The 15,724-nt window shown below is 45.1% G+C and carries 21 protein-coding genes; 2 read left to right on the top strand and 19 right to left on the bottom strand.

From position 1 onward, the window contains the following. Positions 1 to 260 precede the first annotated feature (260 nt). The 13 genes from tatC to ABZR88_RS00115 form a co-directional block, all read right to left on the bottom strand. The gene (gene tatC, locus ABZR88_RS00175) at positions 261 to 1,118 is read right to left on the bottom strand and encodes a twin-arginine translocase subunit TatC (protein ID WP_107830920.1); all 858 of its coding nucleotides are present in this window, start codon (positions 1,116 to 1,118) and stop codon (positions 261 to 263) included. Positions 1,119 to 1,172: 54 nt separating this feature from the next. Further along, on the bottom strand, positions 1,173 to 2,507 hold the full coding sequence (gene accC / locus ABZR88_RS00170; RefSeq protein ID WP_107830921.1) for an acetyl-CoA carboxylase biotin carboxylase subunit: 1,335 nt from the start codon (positions 2,505 to 2,507) through the stop codon (positions 1,173 to 1,175). Positions 2,508 to 2,667: 160 nt separating this feature from the next. Further along, positions 2,668 to 3,150, bottom strand: a complete 483-nt coding sequence (gene accB, locus ABZR88_RS00165; protein ID WP_107830923.1) for an acetyl-CoA carboxylase biotin carboxyl carrier protein — start codon at positions 3,148 to 3,150, stop codon at positions 2,668 to 2,670. Positions 3,151 to 3,379: 229 nt separating this feature from the next. Next, a complete protein-coding gene (locus ABZR88_RS00160) occupies positions 3,380 to 4,369 on the bottom strand; it encodes a beta-ketoacyl-ACP synthase III (RefSeq protein ID WP_107830925.1) in 990 nt (329 codons plus the stop codon). Positions 4,370 to 4,385: 16 nt separating this feature from the next. Then, positions 4,386 to 5,327 (bottom strand): phosphate acyltransferase PlsX, encoded by a 942-nt coding sequence (plsX, locus tag ABZR88_RS00155; protein WP_107830927.1) that lies wholly within the window; start codon positions 5,325 to 5,327, stop codon positions 4,386 to 4,388. Between the two features lie 15 nt (positions 5,328 to 5,342). Next, positions 5,343 to 5,534: a 50S ribosomal protein L32 gene (rpmF, locus tag ABZR88_RS00150; protein WP_107830929.1), complete on the bottom strand. Its 192-nt coding sequence runs from the start codon at positions 5,532 to 5,534 to the stop codon at positions 5,343 to 5,345. A gap of 12 nt (positions 5,535 to 5,546) precedes the next feature. After that, the gene (locus tag ABZR88_RS00145) at positions 5,547 to 6,071 is read right to left on the bottom strand and encodes a DUF177 domain-containing protein (protein WP_107830931.1); all 525 of its coding nucleotides are present in this window, start codon (positions 6,069 to 6,071) and stop codon (positions 5,547 to 5,549) included. Between the two features lie 143 nt (positions 6,072 to 6,214). Then, positions 6,215 to 6,751 (bottom strand): AAA family ATPase, encoded by a 537-nt coding sequence (locus ABZR88_RS00140; protein WP_107830932.1) that lies wholly within the window; start codon positions 6,749 to 6,751, stop codon positions 6,215 to 6,217. A 271-nt stretch (positions 6,752 to 7,022) separates the two neighbouring features. Next, positions 7,023 to 7,439, bottom strand: coding sequence for an HIT family protein (locus ABZR88_RS00135; protein ID WP_107830934.1), 417 nt, complete (start codon positions 7,437 to 7,439; stop codon positions 7,023 to 7,025). Positions 7,440 to 7,584: 145 nt separating this feature from the next. Next, positions 7,585 to 8,058, bottom strand: coding sequence for a transcription elongation factor GreA (gene greA, locus ABZR88_RS00130; RefSeq protein WP_107830936.1), 474 nt, complete (start codon positions 8,056 to 8,058; stop codon positions 7,585 to 7,587). 277 nt (positions 8,059 to 8,335) lie between these two features. Next, positions 8,336 to 9,274 (bottom strand): 2-hydroxyacid dehydrogenase, encoded by a 939-nt coding sequence (locus ABZR88_RS00125; protein WP_107830938.1) that lies wholly within the window; start codon positions 9,272 to 9,274, stop codon positions 8,336 to 8,338. 8 nt (positions 9,275 to 9,282) lie between these two features. Further along, complete coding sequence (locus tag ABZR88_RS00120) at positions 9,283 to 9,576, bottom strand: type II toxin-antitoxin system RelE/ParE family toxin (protein ID WP_107830940.1); 294 nt, start codon at positions 9,574 to 9,576, stop codon at positions 9,283 to 9,285. Then, a complete protein-coding gene (locus ABZR88_RS00115) occupies positions 9,560 to 9,799 on the bottom strand; it encodes a hypothetical protein (RefSeq protein WP_170113677.1) in 240 nt (79 codons plus the stop codon). Before ABZR88_RS00115 ends, ABZR88_RS00120 begins: the two co-directional genes overlap by 17 nt. 94 nt (positions 9,800 to 9,893) lie before the next feature. On the opposite strand from ABZR88_RS00115, the gene ABZR88_RS00110 reads away from it, so the two are divergent. Beyond that, on the top strand, positions 9,894 to 10,451 hold the full coding sequence (locus tag ABZR88_RS00110) for a hypothetical protein (protein ID WP_245917109.1): 558 nt from the start codon (positions 9,894 to 9,896) through the stop codon (positions 10,449 to 10,451). A 128-nt stretch (positions 10,452 to 10,579) separates the two neighbouring features. Here ABZR88_RS00110 and ABZR88_RS00105 read toward each other — a convergent pair whose 3' ends face one another. Next, positions 10,580 to 10,717, bottom strand: coding sequence for a hypothetical protein (locus ABZR88_RS00105; protein ID WP_170113678.1), 138 nt, complete (start codon positions 10,715 to 10,717; stop codon positions 10,580 to 10,582). Between the two features lie 45 nt (positions 10,718 to 10,762). Between ABZR88_RS00105 and ABZR88_RS00100 the strand changes: the two genes are divergently transcribed. Beyond that, positions 10,763 to 11,035, top strand: a complete 273-nt coding sequence (locus tag ABZR88_RS00100; RefSeq protein ID WP_107830942.1) for a hypothetical protein — start codon at positions 10,763 to 10,765, stop codon at positions 11,033 to 11,035. Positions 11,036 to 11,089: 54 nt separating this feature from the next. Here the strand turns inward: ABZR88_RS00100 and ABZR88_RS00095 are convergent, their stop codons facing one another. From ABZR88_RS00095 to ABZR88_RS00075, 5 genes are all read right to left on the bottom strand, one after another. Further along, a complete protein-coding gene (locus ABZR88_RS00095; protein ID WP_107830944.1) occupies positions 11,090 to 11,293 on the bottom strand; it encodes a hypothetical protein in 204 nt (67 codons plus the stop codon). Between the two features lie 4 nt (positions 11,294 to 11,297). Beyond that, positions 11,298 to 12,728: a sigma-54 dependent transcriptional regulator gene (locus ABZR88_RS00090; protein WP_107830946.1), complete on the bottom strand. Its 1,431-nt coding sequence runs from the start codon at positions 12,726 to 12,728 to the stop codon at positions 11,298 to 11,300. Positions 12,729 to 13,013: 285 nt separating this feature from the next. Continuing rightward, positions 13,014 to 14,477, bottom strand: a complete 1,464-nt coding sequence (locus tag ABZR88_RS00085; protein ID WP_107830948.1) for a hypothetical protein — start codon at positions 14,475 to 14,477, stop codon at positions 13,014 to 13,016. Next, positions 14,458 to 15,030, bottom strand: coding sequence for a hypothetical protein (locus ABZR88_RS00080; protein ID WP_107830950.1), 573 nt, complete (start codon positions 15,028 to 15,030; stop codon positions 14,458 to 14,460). The genes ABZR88_RS00085 and ABZR88_RS00080 overlap by 20 nt, the downstream gene beginning before the upstream one ends. Beyond that, positions 15,027 to 15,605, bottom strand: coding sequence for an RNA polymerase sigma factor (locus tag ABZR88_RS00075; RefSeq protein ID WP_170113679.1), 579 nt, complete (start codon positions 15,603 to 15,605; stop codon positions 15,027 to 15,029). The genes ABZR88_RS00080 and ABZR88_RS00075 overlap by 4 nt, the downstream gene beginning before the upstream one ends. Between the last annotated feature and the right edge of the window lie 119 nt (positions 15,606 to 15,724).

Here is a 15,724-nt window from a genome sequence, read left to right as displayed (position 1 = left end):
CAATCTCTGCATATGCAAAGCAGATTTGCATATCCAAATATCCTTCGCAGAGATTGCTTCGTGCCTCGCAATGACGTGATAGAAAACCCGCTAACCGGCCTTTGAAGTGCCTGGCAACAGTTCATCGCTGTCTTATTTATAGGGTATTTATTAAATAAGAAAAGGCTTTAGCCGAACCTGCATCTGCTAGGTTTGGCTAAAGCCTTTTTGATATTATTCGTATTCCGTTGACTAAAGTCAACGGCAATGATTGCAATTTCTTACGCCTCGTTCAGTTTAGCTTCCCTGCGTTTCTCTACACGGGCCGATACGATGATGCTCACCTCGAACAGCACATACAGCGGGATAGCCACAACGGTCATGGTCATCATATCCGGAGTAGGGGTAACCACCGCGGCAATAATCAGAATGATGATGATGGCGTAACGACGGGAGGCGCGCATAAACTTAGGCGTCATAATTCCCATGGTAGCCAGGATGTAGATCAGGATCGGTAACTCAAACACCAAACCGGTTGCCAGCGTGAGCGTGGCTACAGACGACAGATAGTTATCAATCGTCGGCATGTTTTCAATGCTTGGGCTCACGGTGTAACCCATCAAAAAGTTGACAGATACCGGTGTAATGATGTAGTAGCCAAACAGTACACCCAAAAAGAACAGTAGCGACGCGTAGAACACAAAACCGCTTGCTGCCTTACGTTCCTTATCATGCAGGGCTGGTTTGATAAATCGCCATAGCTCCCACAGCAGGTAAGGGATACCTGCGGTAACGCCAATGAGAAGTGCAGAGTTAATTTGCAAAATGAACTGCCCCGCCATTTCATTATTGATCAACCTGAAGTGGACTGTTCTGAAACACATATCGCGGTGCAGCCAGTTGCCCAGCGTACATACCGCGCGGTAGGTCCAGAACGTGGGCTTACTTGGGCCCATGATCAGGGTATCAAAAATCCAGTCGAAATAAACAAATGCCGCTATGGCAAAAATCAGGATGGCGATGGATGAGCGGATAAGATGGCCACGCAAAACCTCGAGGTGGTCAAAAAATGACATTTCGGCCTCGAGGTTTTTGCCTTTATCTTTTATGGCCTTAACCAGTTTGTTGTCTTCGCTCATTTAAACCTTTGTATTTAGGGGTATTTATAGGTGGCGTGTTTACAAAGGTTTTATTTAGAACTCAAACGTTTCCATAAACTTGGTGGTGAAGTTACCGGCACGGAAGTTTGGATCCTGCAGCAGCTTCAAATGGAAAGGTATAGTAGTTTTAATGCCTTCAATTACAAACTCGCTTAGTGCGCGCTCCATGGTGCTCAGGGCTTCTTCGCGGGTTTGGGCCACGCAAATTACCTTAGCAATCATTGAATCGTAGTTTGGCGGGATAACGTAGCCGCTGTAAACGTGTGTATCAACACGCACACCATGACCACCCGGAGAGTGGAAATTGGTGATTTTACCTGGCGACGGACGGAAATTGTTAAACGGATCTTCAGCGTTGATACGGCACTCAATGGCATGCATTACAGGCTCGTAGTTTTTGCCAGAGATAGGCACACCAGCAGCAACTTTAATTTGCTCTTTGATCAAGTCAAAGTTAATTACCTCCTCGGTAACCGGGTGCTCTACCTGGATACGGGTGTTCATCTCCATGAAGTAGAAGTTGCGGTCTTTGTCCACTAAAAACTCAATGGTACCGGCACCTTCATATTTAACAGCTTTGGCACCTTTAATGGCGGCATCGCCCATTTTTTTACGCAGCTTCTCGGTCATGAACGGAGACGGAGCCTCCTCAACCAGTTTCTGGTGACGACGCTGAATAGAGCAATCGCGTTCAGACAAGTGACATACTTTACCGTACTGATCGCCCACAACCTGTATTTCGATGTGGCGCGGATCAACTACGTATTTTTCCAGGTACATGCCATCGTTGGCAAATGCAGCACCGGCTTCGGCACGTGCAGAATCCCAGGCTGGTTCAAACTCTTCGTCGTTCCAAACAATACGCATACCACGGCCACCACCGCCAGCGGTAGCTTTCAATATAACCGGGTAACCTATTTTTCTGGAAATCTCAATACCTTGCTTTACGCTTTCTAACAGACCTTCAGAACCCGGGATACAAGGTACACCAGCTTTCTTCATGGTTGCTTTGGCCGAAGCCTTGTCGCCCATGGCGTTGATCTGATCGGCAGTAGCGCCAATAAATTTAATATTGTATTCAGCACAGATGGCTGAGAATTTGGCATTTTCTGAAAGGAAGCCATAGCCAGGGTGAATGGCATCGGCATTGGTAACCTCTGCAGCCGAAATAATGTTCGGGATATTGAGGTAAGAATCGCGGCTAGCCGGTGGACCGATACACACGGCCTCATCAGCAAAGCGCACATGCAAACTATCGCGGTCTGCAGTAGAGTATACAGCAACCGTTTTTATACCCATCTCTTTACAAGTACGGATAATACGAAGGGCTATTTCGCCACGGTTGGCTATGAGTATTTTTTTAAACATAGTTTGTTTTAAGTTGATTGGTTGATTGAGTTGATTAGCTGATTGAGTATCTCCCAATCGCATAATCAACCATCACTTTATCGTTAGTTGATTAGCTGTCTGTGTTGACCAAGCTGCCGTTAAAACCACGCGCTTAATCAACCATTCTCTTAATCAACCCTTAAACTGGTTCTACCAGGAACAAAGGCTGGTCATACTCAACCGGCGAAGAGTTGTCTACCAGAATTTTCACGATACGGCCTGATACTTCAGCCTCAATCTCGTTAAACAATTTCATGGCTTCAACAATGCACAGCACACTACCAGGTTTAATCTCGTCGCCAACGTTTACAAACATTGGTTTTTCCGGACTTGCAGAACGGTAGAAAGTACCGATCATTGGCGATTTGATAGTGATGTAGTTAGCATTATCTGCAGCAGCAGGAGCGGCAGGGGCAGCAGCAACTGGTGCAAAATCTTGCGCAACAGGTGCAGCAGGTATAGCAACCGGAGCAGGAGCCGCACCCGGAACAGTAGCTGTTACATAGGTTGGAGCCTGGTTGGTTTTTATAGTAATCTTGAACTCGTCCTGCTCAATAGAGACTTCGTTAACGCCCGATTTGGAAACAAAACGGATAAGGTCTTGTATTTGCTTAATATCCATAGTTAATTATGCAATAGTTTGTATTGGCTAACAGTTGGGTGGCTAAGTTATATGTTAATGTCTGTATGTGCAAATATGCGTAAGCGCAAATGTGCAAATGACAGGCTAATTATTTAATAATTAATACAGTGCGAACTTAGTTGATGTTTTATTTATTTCGGATTTGGGATGCTCAATTTCGAATTTGAAACTAATCACTCATTCAAAACTCACGCCTTCAATCCTTAATTTAATAGGCCCACTTCAGGTATACAGAACCCCAGGTGAAGCCGCCGCCAAAGGCTGCTAATATAATATTGTCGCCTTTTTTAAATTTACTTTCCCACTCCCACAAACACAGTGGAATGGTTCCGTTGGTGGTATTGCCGTAACGCTCAATGTTTACTACCACTTTTTCGGCAGGTACGCCGGTGCGGTTGGCAGTAGCATCAATAATACGTTTGTTGGCCTGGTGTGGCACCAACCATGCAATATCTTCAGATACCAGGTTGTTTTTCTCCATTACCTCGGCAGCTACATCGGCCATATTGGTAACGGCAAATTTAAATACCGCCTGACCTTCCTGATAAGCAAAGTGCTCTTTGGCGTCCACAGTTTCGTGCGAAGCCGGTTTTAATGAACCACCTGCTTTTTGGTGCAAATAGCTGCGGCCAGCGCCATCACTTTTCAGGATAGAATCAATAACACCGTAGCCTTCGGTATTTGGCTCCAGTAATACAGCACCGCAACCGTCACCAAAAATGATGCAGGTAGCGCGGTCTTCATAATTGATAATAGCCGACATTTTATCGCCGCCTACTACTAATACTTTTTTATGCTTGCCACTCTCTATGAATGAAGCGCCGGTAGACAGGCCGTAGATAAAGCCTGAACATGCAGCCTGCAGATCATAACCCCAGGCATTTTTGGCGCCGATTTTATCGGCCAGAATGTTGGCCGTAGCCGGGAATGGCATATCGGGGGTAGTGGTACAGAAAATGATCAGTTCAATCTCTTCGGCACCGATGCCGCGTTTACGCAGCAACTCTTCAACAGCTGGAACGGCCAGATCAGAAGTGGCCAGTCCTTCGCCTTTTAATATTCTGCGCTCCTTGATACCGGTACGAGAGGTAATCCACTCGTCGTTGGTATCAACCATGGTTTCCAATTCGTGGTTGGTTAGCACGTATTCAGGGGCGTAGCCGTGCACCGCGGTTATAGCGGCATGAATTTTACTCATCTAGATTGTTATATAATTATGGTTGAAAAGCCTTTTTAAATTGGTCAACAAGATTGGTTTCTACCATATCTCTGCACAACAGCACCATATTTTTAATAGCCTCCGGACTAGATATACCGTGCCCAACCACCACAGGAGCATTAACGCCCAAAATTGGGCTACCGCCGTACTGCTCGTAGTTAAAACGATCGAAAAACTCGTCTTTTAAGCCTTTTTTAATAGTGATGACATAAAACGACTCGGCCATTTTGAGAATTACGTTGCCGGTAAAACCATCGCAAACGTAAACATCGGCCATGTCGCTAAACAGGTCGCGTCCTTCCACATTACCAACAAAGTTGAATTGAGTGCTCTCCTTCATTAGTGGATAGGTGGCCTGGCAAAGCAGGTTTCCTTTTTCTTCTTCTTCGCCAATATTCATCAGCGCCACGCGCGGATTATCAATCTGATAAACCGATTGTGCCAGCAGGCTGCCCAACACACCAAACTGCACCAGAACTTCTGGCTTACAATCGGCATTGGCACCTACATCCAACAAAATACCCAAACCGCCTTTCAGTTTGGGTACTATAGTTGTCATTGCCGGACGTTGTACGCCCGGAATGGTTTTTACGCTGAACATAGCGCCCACCAGCATGGCGCCGGTATTGCCCGCAGACGTAAAAGCATCCAGCTTGCCGTCTTTCAACATCTGAAAGCCGACGCTAATGCTCGAGTCTGGTTTTTGCACAACAGCTTTAGTTGGATGCTCACCCATACCGATCACCTCGGTGGTATGAACAAACTCAAAGCCATCGGCGCTATAATTATTTTCTTCCAGAAGATCTCTTATGACCTGGCTATCGCCAATAAGCACCAGCTTTTGGCCTTCTGCCAGCGTTTTATGGGCTGCAATAGCCCCTAAAACAGTAGCCTTGGGGGCGTAGTCGCCGCCCATCATATCTAAGCCAATCTTCATTTAAAGAAAATTTACTTAGGCTACAGCAGCTTTTTCTACCAGTAATTTACCGTTGTAATACAGATTGCCGTCTACAGTGTAGGCGCGGTGAGGTAAATGAACTGCACCTGTAGTTTTGCAGGTAGTTAAAGTAGGCGCGTCAGCTTTGTAGTGCGTACGACGCTTAGCAGTTCTTGATTTCGAGAATTTCCGTTTTGGATGTGGCATAACTCTTTGTCTTTATTTATTAATGTTTTTGAGCGCATCCCAACGCGGGTCTGTCTGCTCGGTTTGTTCTTCACTGCCCGAAAGTTTACTTAAACGATCGAGCATATCCTTATCACAGTAAGGGGTTTTACCCTCATTGCCGCAGGTGGCTATAAAAGGCACCGCAACGTTAATATATTCATAAATCAGCCCCGCAATATTGATCTCATGATCATTTTTTGAAAGGGCTATCACTTCTTCGTCCTCATCTATCTCTTCTTCGCTAAACTTGGCAATCTGCTGCTCGCGGATGTCAATATTCTGCGGATAATCAGCCAGACACCTATCGCAGGTCATGCCAATGCTGCCTTGCAGGTGAAAGTTCAGGATCAGCATGGTTTCCTGCCTCTCCAGTTCAACCTTGCACTTTACATCGGCTTTCTTAACCAGCGAGTAATCAAACTCTGTGAAAAACTCGTCGGCTACCACAAAGTCAAACTCGTGCTTCCCCAGGCTTAAGCCGGTAAATGGAATGGCGTATGTCTTCAGCGATTTCAATGAGCTACAATTAGCCCGCAAATGTAGGAAAAATATATATATGTAAAAAGTGTTTTTTGGTTTGAATTGTGGAAAACGTTTTTGGCTGTGGAAAACGATAGCCAAAACCAGAATTTGAGGGATTTAAAGGATACTCGGGATGTTTAAAAAGCACCCTTTTCTTTCAAAAATCCATCAATCGCTCTAATTGCAGCTTGTCCTCTTTCTTCACCCAAACCAGATATCGTTACATAATTGGCATTAAGCGCTTTCAGTTCTTCATGCCAAATCTCCATAAAATGCTCGCGGCGCGTCGGGAAATCCCTCAGCGGATCATCCTGCCAGGGCATATCAATATCCAATAACAAATACAGATCATAAGGGCGACGCGGCAACTCGTCCAGCACCACCTGCGGGGTATGGCCAAAGAAAGCATCGCTCCAGATTTTTACGGTAATAAAAGTGGTATCGCAAATGAGGATCTTATTGGCGCGGGGCAGATACTCCTGCTCCAGCTTTAGCTGACCGTAAAACATGGCCACCTCATCATCTATAGTTGGCGCCTCAGTTAAATTAGCACAGTACTCGCGCGCATACTCTGGCACCCAAACGGTATGATAATGCGCCGCCAATAACGCCGAAAGCGTAGACTTACCCGTAGACTCGGGCCCCACAACGGCTATTTTCAATACGGGTGTCATTGTTTCTATGTGTCAAAGATACACAATAAAAACAAGGAGGGGAGCATTACTGCTGTTGCGTTCAGGAAAATCGTCTTTAAGATAAAGGATTGACGAGTTTTGGGCTAAAGCCATTTGATCAACCAAAAACATCCGTTGACTAAAGTCAACGGCAATAATACCATACCTTTAATTCATTGCCGTCCCATTTATGGGGCGGGAGTGTACAACAATATTAAGGGCTTTAGCCTAAAATCAGATAAGTTTTAACCCGTCTTTCCTGTTATTGCCTTTACAAATCGTGTTTGTAATCTTCGCGCAGGGCGGCCTTAATTTTCTTAACGGTGGCCTCAAACTGCTCGGGAGTAAATTTGAGTTTGGGGTTGGCAAAATTGATATCATTCGCCTCGTTCATAGGGATGAGATGGATGTGTGCGTGCGGCACCTCCAGGCCCATTACTACCACGCCAATGCGCTCGCAGGGGATGGCCTCTTTCAGTCCTTTAGCCACAATTTTGGCAAACAGCTGCAGGCCGGTATAGGTCTCGTCATTCAGATCAAACAGGTAATCAACCTCTTGCTTAGGGATTACCAGCAAGTGGCCTTCTTTTAGCGGACTGATATCCAGGAAAGCCAGGAAATCATTACTCTCGGCAACCTTGTAGGCAGGTATATCGCCGGCAACTATTTTAGAAAAAATGCTGGGCATGGTAGTTTTGAGGGATTGAATGAGTGATTGAGTGAATATTCAAATTTATAAAGATTCATTCAACCAGAAAGTTTTAAATTGTGAATGAGCATATCTTCTTAATATAAAATTCACTCATTCACAATTCACTCATACGCTCATTGTATTAGCGGCTAATTTCCAGAATCTCAAACTCCATTTTGCCGGCTGGCACCTGGATCTCGGTTTTCTCGCCAACTTTTTTGCCCAGCAAGCCTTTGGCTATTGGAGAGCTAACAGATATTTTGCCCGATTTAAGATCGGCTTCACTTTCAGACACCAGCTGATAGCTCATGGTGGCGCCGTTTTTGGTGTTTTTAATTTTAACAATTGATAGGGCCAATACTTTTGAGGTATCCAGCTTGCTCTCGTCTAATAAACGGGCACTGGCCAGTACATCGCTCAATTTGGCAATTTTGGTTTCGTGCAGGCCTTGGGCCTCTTTTGCCGCATCATATTCGGCATTCTCAGAAAGGTCGCCTTTATCGCGCGCTTCTGCAATTGCTTTTGCAATCTGGGCACGACCTTCGGTTTTCAGGTACTGTAATTCCTCTTTTAATTTTTCTAAACCTTCTTTGGTATAATAGGTCACTTCTGCCATAACTCACAAAAATAAATAGTGATACTTGTGTCAAACTTCGCCAAAAAAAACCGCCCTCCTGTGTTAAGAAGGACGTTGACGAGGGTTATTAAAAACAAAACAAGACTACGTTCTTGACGCAGCCTTGCTTTGGTGTAAGAACGAAGATAAATGATTAATGTTGTAAAGTCAAAATTTTTTGAGCTGTTTTTGCGTAAATAACCCAGGCTCAAAGCACCAGACCCAAGGCCATCTACCAAATGCCGTGATGGGTTTCAAACCCATCGCTACCATCAACTTACGCTTTATTTCTGCTATAATCTGCCAATTTATCGGCCATTACCTCGCTTATTTTACGGTACGACTCAAATGTCCAGCCGGCCACGTGCGGGGTAAGCAGTACTTTGCCACTCTGCTTTAATTCTTCATACCAGGCTTGCTCACCCAGGGCCGGGAATTTCTCTACCTCCAATACGTCAAGCGCAGCGCCCAATATTTTGCCTTGTTTAATAGCGTTAAGCACCGCCTGTACCTGCGCCACCTTGCCGCGCGAGGTATTGATAAAGAAAATAGGCTTGCGCAAATGGAACAGGTATTCATCACTAATCAATCCGTTTGTCTCTTTTGTAAGCGGCACGTGGATGCTCAGCACATCGCTTTGCTTTACAATTTCTTCCATGCTCACCTCACGGGCATACTGATCGCTAAAGCCTGTTTTATATTTATCGTAAGCAATCACATTTACTTCAAAGCCTGATAGCTTGCGGGCAAAACTGCGGCCCATGTGTCCGTAGCCCACAATACCTACCGTTTTACCTTTCAGCTCGCAGCCGCGGTTGGCTTCGCGCTGCCACTGTCCGCCGCGCACTTCGGCATCGGCACGATTAAAATTATTCATCAACGAAAGCAGCATACCAATCGCGTGTTCGCCCACGGCGTCAGAGTTACCCTCGGGGGCGTTAATCAGATGGATATTTTTGCTGATGGCGTAAGCTTCATCAATATTATCCATCCCCGCGCCTGCGCGACAAATAAAGCGCAGCGATGTAGCCAGATCCAGCACCGCCTGGTCAACCTGAAACTTAGAGCGAATCAATAAGCCTTCATAAGCGGGCAATAGTTCCAGCGCCTGTTGCTTGGTGATGGTAGGCTGATAGCTGCAGGTATAACCCAACTCTTCGGCTCGTTCTATAAAAATGGGATGGATGTCGTCTACGATGAGGATGTTATTTTTCATTCAGTACGTTAGTATTTCAATTTCTTTGGGTCTTGGCGATTATCCCAAAAGGTGAGTAAATAGATTGATGTGTTATCTATTCGGTAGATAACCGAATTTTGTTTACCGATAACTGCTTTTCTGATTATTTTTTCTGATGAGGCCTCATAGGCATACGGATATGCGGCAATGGTATATAAAACCTTATCTGTTCTTTCTATAAATTTCTGTACAACCCGGTCGCCCCAATTTTCCTGTAAATAATCCAGAACTTGTTGATAGCGCTTTTTTGCTCTGGGAGACCATTTAATGCTTCGAGCCATACTTCTCTTTAAACTCGCGCATTACAAACTCATGATCATAAACTTCTCCGCGTTCAATTTCATCAGAAGCTGCTTTGATATCTTCTTTTACATGCTCTGGCAAATCGTCATAAAAATCATAATCAACACCCTTAAACACGGCTTTAATTTTGTTGATCACCTCCCAGTTTTCTGTTTCCAGAAGCTGTTTAATCAGTTCGATTTTTTCCGATTGGATATCCATAGTTCAAATATACGCACAAATTACCAACCCATTAACTGACAGCCTTATAAACTGGCACGCAAATGGCAATAACCATTTTATTAAAGCGCTAACAATGAAAAAGATCAACATAAAACGGCTAGGCGTCGATATGAAACAGCAGGCTGCGCAACTGACCGAAACAGGTTTCAGGCAGGTGTTTGAGCATATAGATCAGCTAAAAATTAAGAAGGGGGTTGATGCCCTTGGCATAGAGAAGTTTATTAACCAGTGCGCCTGGCTGGCAGTCGGCAGCGGTGTTGTGGCAGGCAGCGGCGGTATTATTACCATGCTGGCCGGCTTACCGCTGGATGTGGCCAACCTGATTGCCCAGCAGTTCCGGGTGACTATGGCGGTGATATACCACCAGCGTGGCGATTACCATTTTACTTTTGATGAATTTATGGCCTTTGTGGCAACCTCATTAAAAGTAGAAGCCGGTGTATCCATCACCAAAACCATGATGGAGGGCATAGCCGAAAAACTGTTGTTATTAGTTGGCTCACGCACGGCCGAGCGATTGGTGCCGGTTGTAGGCGCTGCCATTGGGGGGACGGCCAATTATCTTTTTATTAAACGGATGGCTAAAGCTGTAAAAGGGATGAATAGTACGTATGTAGCACGGCAGCCATAGCAATTATAATATGGTTATTGCCGACAGGTTTTAGGCCAACCAAAAAACGGCGCTCCTGATACTCAGTAAGCGCCGTTTACGATATATGCTGTTTCCCAACGAAACAGTTTGTTTGTAATTAGGGCAAATTAAAAGCGGCGTGGGTTTTTAGCTCTTTTGTTCCAGGTGTCAAAGCCGCCAGACATACCTACCAATGCTGAGATACCAAAACCAAGGATTACTACCATGATTGCGATGTGGAAGATCTGAGTGAAAAGAGGATTCATAGCTGTATGTTTTTAATGTGTTACGTTAAGAGTAAGGCAAGTACCATGCCGCCAGCCGGAATTTTAACTAACGAGATATCCCGACATATCGCCAACAAACATCCGATCATTAACAAACACACTGATTTTCAATTATTTAAACAACAAAATCAATTAAACATTCTTTTTTTAGATTCTTCCCGGCTTGAAAAAACACCTATGAAAACTTTAACTGTGAGGAAATTGATTCCCCAGTTTGTGGGGAAAATGATGGGGAATTGCGAGTTGCAACACGGTGATTGGGGAATTGCCGGGGTGGTCAAACCAAAATCCCGTTAAAGCAGAAGAGCCACATATTTGTGACTCTTCTGTATTTCTTCTAATAAAGGCTATCTACCCCTCTTTCAATAATTCGTTGATCTTCGCACAACTGCTTTTGATCAGATCCAGGTAAAACGGGCAGTCGCCGCTTTCCACTGGCAATTCATATCGCATTTGCTCCAGCGCCAGGTTAATGTTTGATAGCTGATTGCGGATATCGTGCTTCAGCGTACGCAGGGCTTCGTCTTGAGGCGAAAGCGTTGAATCATCTTCCATAAAACTATTTCAGGTTGATGGCCTTCATTTTATTATATAGTGTTTTACGGTCAATCTGTAAAATTTCGGCGGCTTTGGTCTTGTTGAAGTTCACTTCGCGCAGCACTTTCAAAATGGTATCGTACTCGGCTTCGAGCGCGGCATTTTTCAAATCGTGACGGTTTTCTTTGGCGGCGGGAGCAGCCTCGGTTGCCGCTGTTGCGGTTTCATAAACTTTAGACTCTACAACCGGCATGCGGTTGTAGTTAGATATCTCCAGTGGCAGCGCTTTCAGTTGCACTTCCTCGCCTTCGGTTAACAGCGTAGCACGACGGATCACGTTTTTCAACTCGCGGATGTTACCCGGCCAGCGGTAATTGAGCAGGCAATCCTCCACTTCTTTAGAGAAACCTTTTACTTCGCGGCCCAGTTCCTGGTTGGCCATTTTCAAGAAATGGTCTGCCAGCAGCATAATATCATTACCACGCTCGCGCAAGGCCGGCATGTAAATACCAAACTCGTTAAAGCGGTGAAACAAGTCTTCGCGGAAGCGGCCTTTGCCGATAGAATCCTGCAGGTTTTCGTTTGTGGCCACAATAATGCGCACGTCCAGATCAATTTCTTTGGTACTGCCTATGCGTTTTACCTTACGCTCCTGTACGGTACGTAACAGGGCGGCCTGGATATCATAAGACAGGTTACCTACCTCGTCCAAAAACAGGGTACCACCGTTAGCCATCTCAAAATGGCCAATTTTGGTGTATAGTGCGCCGGTAAATGAACCTTTCTCGTGACCAAAAAACTCGCTTTGGGCCAGTTCTTTTGTGAGCGAGCCACAATCCATTGCAATAAACGGCTGATCATGGCGCGGACTGTTCAGGTGGATGCTTTTAGCTACAGACTCTTTACCCGTACCGCTTTCGCCCATAATAATTACGCTGTAGTTGGTTGGCCCAACCAGCTCAATCTGGCGCAGCAATTCTTTAGATGCCTTACTGGTACCCACCACAAATTCTGATGACAGCACTTGCTTCTTGCCACTATCTTTAGTTGCTTTTGAAGTTACTGCGACAGGCTCTTCCTCCAGCAACGCGTGCTGGGTCTCTATGGCCTTGGTAATGGTGTTCAGAATCTCATCTGGGTAAAGCGGCTTGGTGATGTAATCATAAGCCCCCATCTTAATGAGTTCTACCGCCATTTTAATATCTGAATAACCGGTAATAATAATTACACCGGTTTTGGGATAGTTGTTCTTGATATGGGTCAGCATCTCCCGGCCGTCTGTATCTTCCAGGCGAAAATCACACAGCACCAGGTCAAATGCTGTGTTTTTAAGATGCTCTGTAGCGTTGGCGCCATTAGCAGCTGTAGTTACATCGAAATTATTGCGTGTTAAGAATTTAGATAATAACAGCGCTACATTTACTTCATCGTCAACGATGAGAATTTTCTTCATATCGTAAATTGTATGTTTTCAGCAGGTAAATTTTGCCAAAATCTGTTCAAACGCAAATTTGCTAAATTTTAAATGGATTTTCAACAGAACAACGGTTGTAATAACGGTATTATTTTTTCAACTATAAAGACAATATTCACATTTCTACCATTATGGCCCGCGAATGACCTTAGCCTATAGTTAACACAAAAAAAATCGGGCCCCTCTTGCAGCGGCCCGATTCTTGGATTAACTAAACATATATATCAAAGCATGAATATATATTCTCTTTTTATGCGGCTGTAATTACTGATCCAGCTTTACCCCGCCATAGTTTGACTTGATGATAATAGTGCGCTCTGCGCTGCCTTTACCAATCTTGCCTTTATAATTTTTAGTGCTGCTCCAGCCCTTAGCATCATCAGATGGGGTTTTGCTGGAGATACTCACATTATCGTTATCGTAGCTAAAGCCTGCATAATGTACGGTTACATCAAAATCAGCATTGCCTACGGCTCCCAATTTCACCGGACTATAATCTGAACTTACCGACAGACTTTTTACTGCATTCTCCAGCGCATCAACCTGCAAGCCGCCGTAACGCACGTTAATAATGCTTGATGCACTCAGCTTACCAATTTTGCCCGAGCCATAGCTAATCTGCGTATTCAGCTTACCGCCGCCCTGCAGATTAAGACTGCCATAGGACACAGCCAGGTCTCCGCCAGACAGGTAATCTATACCCGCGCTGCCATAGTTAACGCTGATATGGTTATCTGTATTGTACAGCGTTTTAGCCACCAGGCTCCCGTATGTGTTTTTGATATTTAGTTTACCAAACAGGTCGGGTAGTATTACCGCACCGTATTTGTTGGTAACGTCAAGCGCGCTTTTTGCGGGCATATAAACTGTGTAGTTAATTACTGCCTTGCGCACACTTGTTTTACCGTTACTGCCAAAGATACCCCAAAAACTATTACCGCCGTCATCATTTTTGATTTTTGTAGCGAAGCTTACAGCGTTGTTATCCTTGCCATCGGTAATGCTTACTCGGTTCAGTAAATCCTGCGCTTTGTCGTCATCATCGGCGTAGGCTTTTATCTCCACATCAACCTTAAATTCATTCTTTCCCCAGGTGTTAATGGTAACCTTACCATACATGTTGCTAATCTGTAGCTTATCGTCCCTGCCAACGTTATAGCTTTTGCTGTAGGTTTTTGTTTTGAGTTTGACATCACCGCTGGCCACTCTTTTGTCCAGGTCGGCATCGCCTTTATCAAAACGGAACTGAAACTTCTGACCAAAGTCTTTGAATTTTTCGCTAAACGTTTTATCAAAGTTCTTGTCCATCCTGTCGGCCCTGTCCTTGCTGCGTTCGGCCAGGTCGCGGGCACGTTCTGCCGCGTCCCTGCCCCGGCTCCGGGCATCATCTGCCGCTTTACGCCCTTGCTCGCGACTCAGATCGCGCATCTGGTTTTGCAGCTCGCGCATTTTACCCTGCAACTCTTTCATTTTGCGGGTGTAGGTGGTATCCTGCATCATGCCAGAGTCTAACGACGTTAGTATACTCATTCCCTCCAATTTGACAGCGGGGATAGCCAGCACATGAGGCCTGACCCTTATAGCGGCAATAACCGGCGCTGGAGCCGGAGCCGTTACCTGGGGAGCTGCCGGAGCCGGGGCGGCAGCGGGCTGCGCTGCAACGCGCAGACTAAAGGCTGCCAAACCAAGCACTATTGCGCCGGCAGCTTTATATACTCTTAGTTTCATTTTGTTGTTGATCTTTAAATTCGTTGTACTGTTCAATTACATTTAGTTGCTGATTAAGTACCTCGGTTTGTATTTGCAAGTTCCGGATCATTGCACGTAAAACACGTTCCTGGTTAGGACTGGTAGCTAAATCTTTATTGAGACGATTATAGGTCGAATCCATTTTGGTTAAATCTGCGCTAAACTCTTTGTAAAGCTCAGGGTTGGTTTTGGTGAGTTCTTTAAGCTCGGTACGTTTGGCCTGCACCATAGAGGCGTAGCGGATGCGTTGCTGGGCATACTCTGGGTTGATCTTAGCATAATCAACCTTAGTGCCCGCGCTTTTTTGAATGTATAACATAAAGCCAACGGCCATTACTACGATGATGATGGCGGCCATGCGTAGCACAAAGCCCAGGGAGAAAGTTCTGACGTCGCCCTTTTTTGGCTGCTCTGGCTCCTCTTGCTCAAAGTTGAGCTGACCCTCAATTTTATTCCATAAACCCAGGCGGGGTTCAAGGTCATCAAATTGTTCGCGGTTGGCTTTTATAAAATCTTCTAACTGCTTGCTCATGCCACTAATCCTTTCTGTTTTAATATCTCGCTTAACTTGCGTTTAGCTCTCAAAAACTGGGTTCTTGAGGTGTTTTCTGTTATATGTAATATTTGTCCTATCTCTTCGTGATCGTACCCCTCTAACAGATAGAGCGATATCACCACCCGGTATCCTTCGGGCAACTCTTTCATGGCCTCTTTTACCTGCTCCACTTTATATTGAATTTCTTCCAGATCCTCCGGTTCCTCATCCGCAATATTTTCCAGCTCATCGCCATCCATCCCTATCAGGTCCATCTTGCGTTTACGCAACAGATTGATGGCACGATGCACCACAATTTGTTTTAGCCACAGGCCAAAGGTGGTTTCTTGCCTGAAATCCTTTATGCGGTTAAAGGCATCCAGAAAAGCCTCCTGAAGCACATCTTCAGCCTCATCGGTATTGCCCACTATCCTGAACGCCACGTTCAGCATAGCCTTGGCATACAGGCGGTACAGTTCATAGCAGGCTTTTTTGCTGCCCTGCTTGCACTCGGCCACCAGTTGATAATGCTTATCTATATATAGCGCTTCCAATTGTGAATCAGCTTTCATGGATAATAGACGCAGCGTTTTTGGCTACGTTGCACAGCAAGTGAAAATTTTGTTAAATAATTGATTGAGAGTCATTTTGACCGACCATGGTCTGTTCAAAAACAATATAGCAAACAGCT

The organism is Mucilaginibacter yixingensis (assembly GCF_041080815.1).
In the GTDB taxonomy this organism is placed as follows: domain Bacteria; phylum Bacteroidota; class Bacteroidia; order Sphingobacteriales; family Sphingobacteriaceae; genus Mucilaginibacter; species Mucilaginibacter yixingensis.
Note: the sequence above shows the minus strand (reverse complement) of the source record. Positions and strands in the feature narration are given on the sequence as shown.

What these genes read in the sequence shown, in the direction of transcription:
- tatC (WP_107830920.1), bottom strand. Translation starts at nt 1,118, where the DNA reads ATGAGCGAAGACAACAAACTGGTTAAGGCCATAAAAGATAAAGGCAAA.
- accC (WP_107830921.1), bottom strand. Translation starts at nt 2,507, where the DNA reads ATGTTTAAAAAAATACTCATAGCCAACCGTGGCGAAATAGCCCTTCGT.
- accB (WP_107830923.1), bottom strand. Translation starts at nt 3,150, where the DNA reads ATGGATATTAAGCAAATACAAGACCTTATCCGTTTTGTTTCCAAATCG.
- ABZR88_RS00160 (WP_107830925.1), bottom strand. Translation starts at nt 4,369, where the DNA reads ATGAGTAAAATTCATGCCGCTATAACCGCGGTGCACGGCTACGCCCCT.
- plsX (WP_107830927.1), bottom strand. Translation starts at nt 5,327, where the DNA reads ATGAAGATTGGCTTAGATATGATGGGCGGCGACTACGCCCCCAAGGCT.
- rpmF (WP_107830929.1), bottom strand. Translation starts at nt 5,534, where the DNA reads ATGCCACATCCAAAACGGAAATTCTCGAAATCAAGAACTGCTAAGCGT.
- ABZR88_RS00140 (WP_107830932.1), bottom strand. Translation starts at nt 6,751, where the DNA reads ATGACACCCGTATTGAAAATAGCCGTTGTGGGGCCCGAGTCTACGGGT.
- ABZR88_RS00135 (WP_107830934.1), bottom strand. Translation starts at nt 7,439, where the DNA reads ATGCCCAGCATTTTTTCTAAAATAGTTGCCGGCGATATACCTGCCTAC.
- greA (WP_107830936.1), bottom strand. Translation starts at nt 8,058, where the DNA reads ATGGCAGAAGTGACCTATTATACCAAAGAAGGTTTAGAAAAATTAAAA.
- ABZR88_RS00125 (WP_107830938.1), bottom strand. Translation starts at nt 9,274, where the DNA reads ATGAAAAATAACATCCTCATCGTAGACGACATCCATCCCATTTTTATA.
- ABZR88_RS00120 (WP_107830940.1), bottom strand. Translation starts at nt 9,576, where the DNA reads ATGGCTCGAAGCATTAAATGGTCTCCCAGAGCAAAAAAGCGCTATCAA.
- ABZR88_RS00115 (WP_170113677.1), bottom strand. Translation starts at nt 9,799, where the DNA reads ATGGATATCCAATCGGAAAAAATCGAACTGATTAAACAGCTTCTGGAA.
- ABZR88_RS00110 (WP_245917109.1), top strand. Translation starts at nt 9,894, where the DNA reads ATGAAAAAGATCAACATAAAACGGCTAGGCGTCGATATGAAACAGCAG.
- ABZR88_RS00105 (WP_170113678.1), bottom strand. Translation starts at nt 10,717, where the DNA reads ATGAATCCTCTTTTCACTCAGATCTTCCACATCGCAATCATGGTAGTA.
- ABZR88_RS00100 (WP_107830942.1), top strand. Translation starts at nt 10,763, where the DNA reads ATGCCGCCAGCCGGAATTTTAACTAACGAGATATCCCGACATATCGCC.
- ABZR88_RS00095 (WP_107830944.1), bottom strand. Translation starts at nt 11,293, where the DNA reads ATGGAAGATGATTCAACGCTTTCGCCTCAAGACGAAGCCCTGCGTACG.
- ABZR88_RS00090 (WP_107830946.1), bottom strand. Translation starts at nt 12,728, where the DNA reads ATGAAGAAAATTCTCATCGTTGACGATGAAGTAAATGTAGCGCTGTTA.
- ABZR88_RS00085 (WP_107830948.1), bottom strand. Translation starts at nt 14,477, where the DNA reads ATGAAACTAAGAGTATATAAAGCTGCCGGCGCAATAGTGCTTGGTTTG.
- ABZR88_RS00080 (WP_107830950.1), bottom strand. Translation starts at nt 15,030, where the DNA reads ATGAGCAAGCAGTTAGAAGATTTTATAAAAGCCAACCGCGAACAATTT.
- ABZR88_RS00075 (WP_170113679.1), bottom strand. Translation starts at nt 15,605, where the DNA reads ATGAAAGCTGATTCACAATTGGAAGCGCTATATATAGATAAGCATTAT.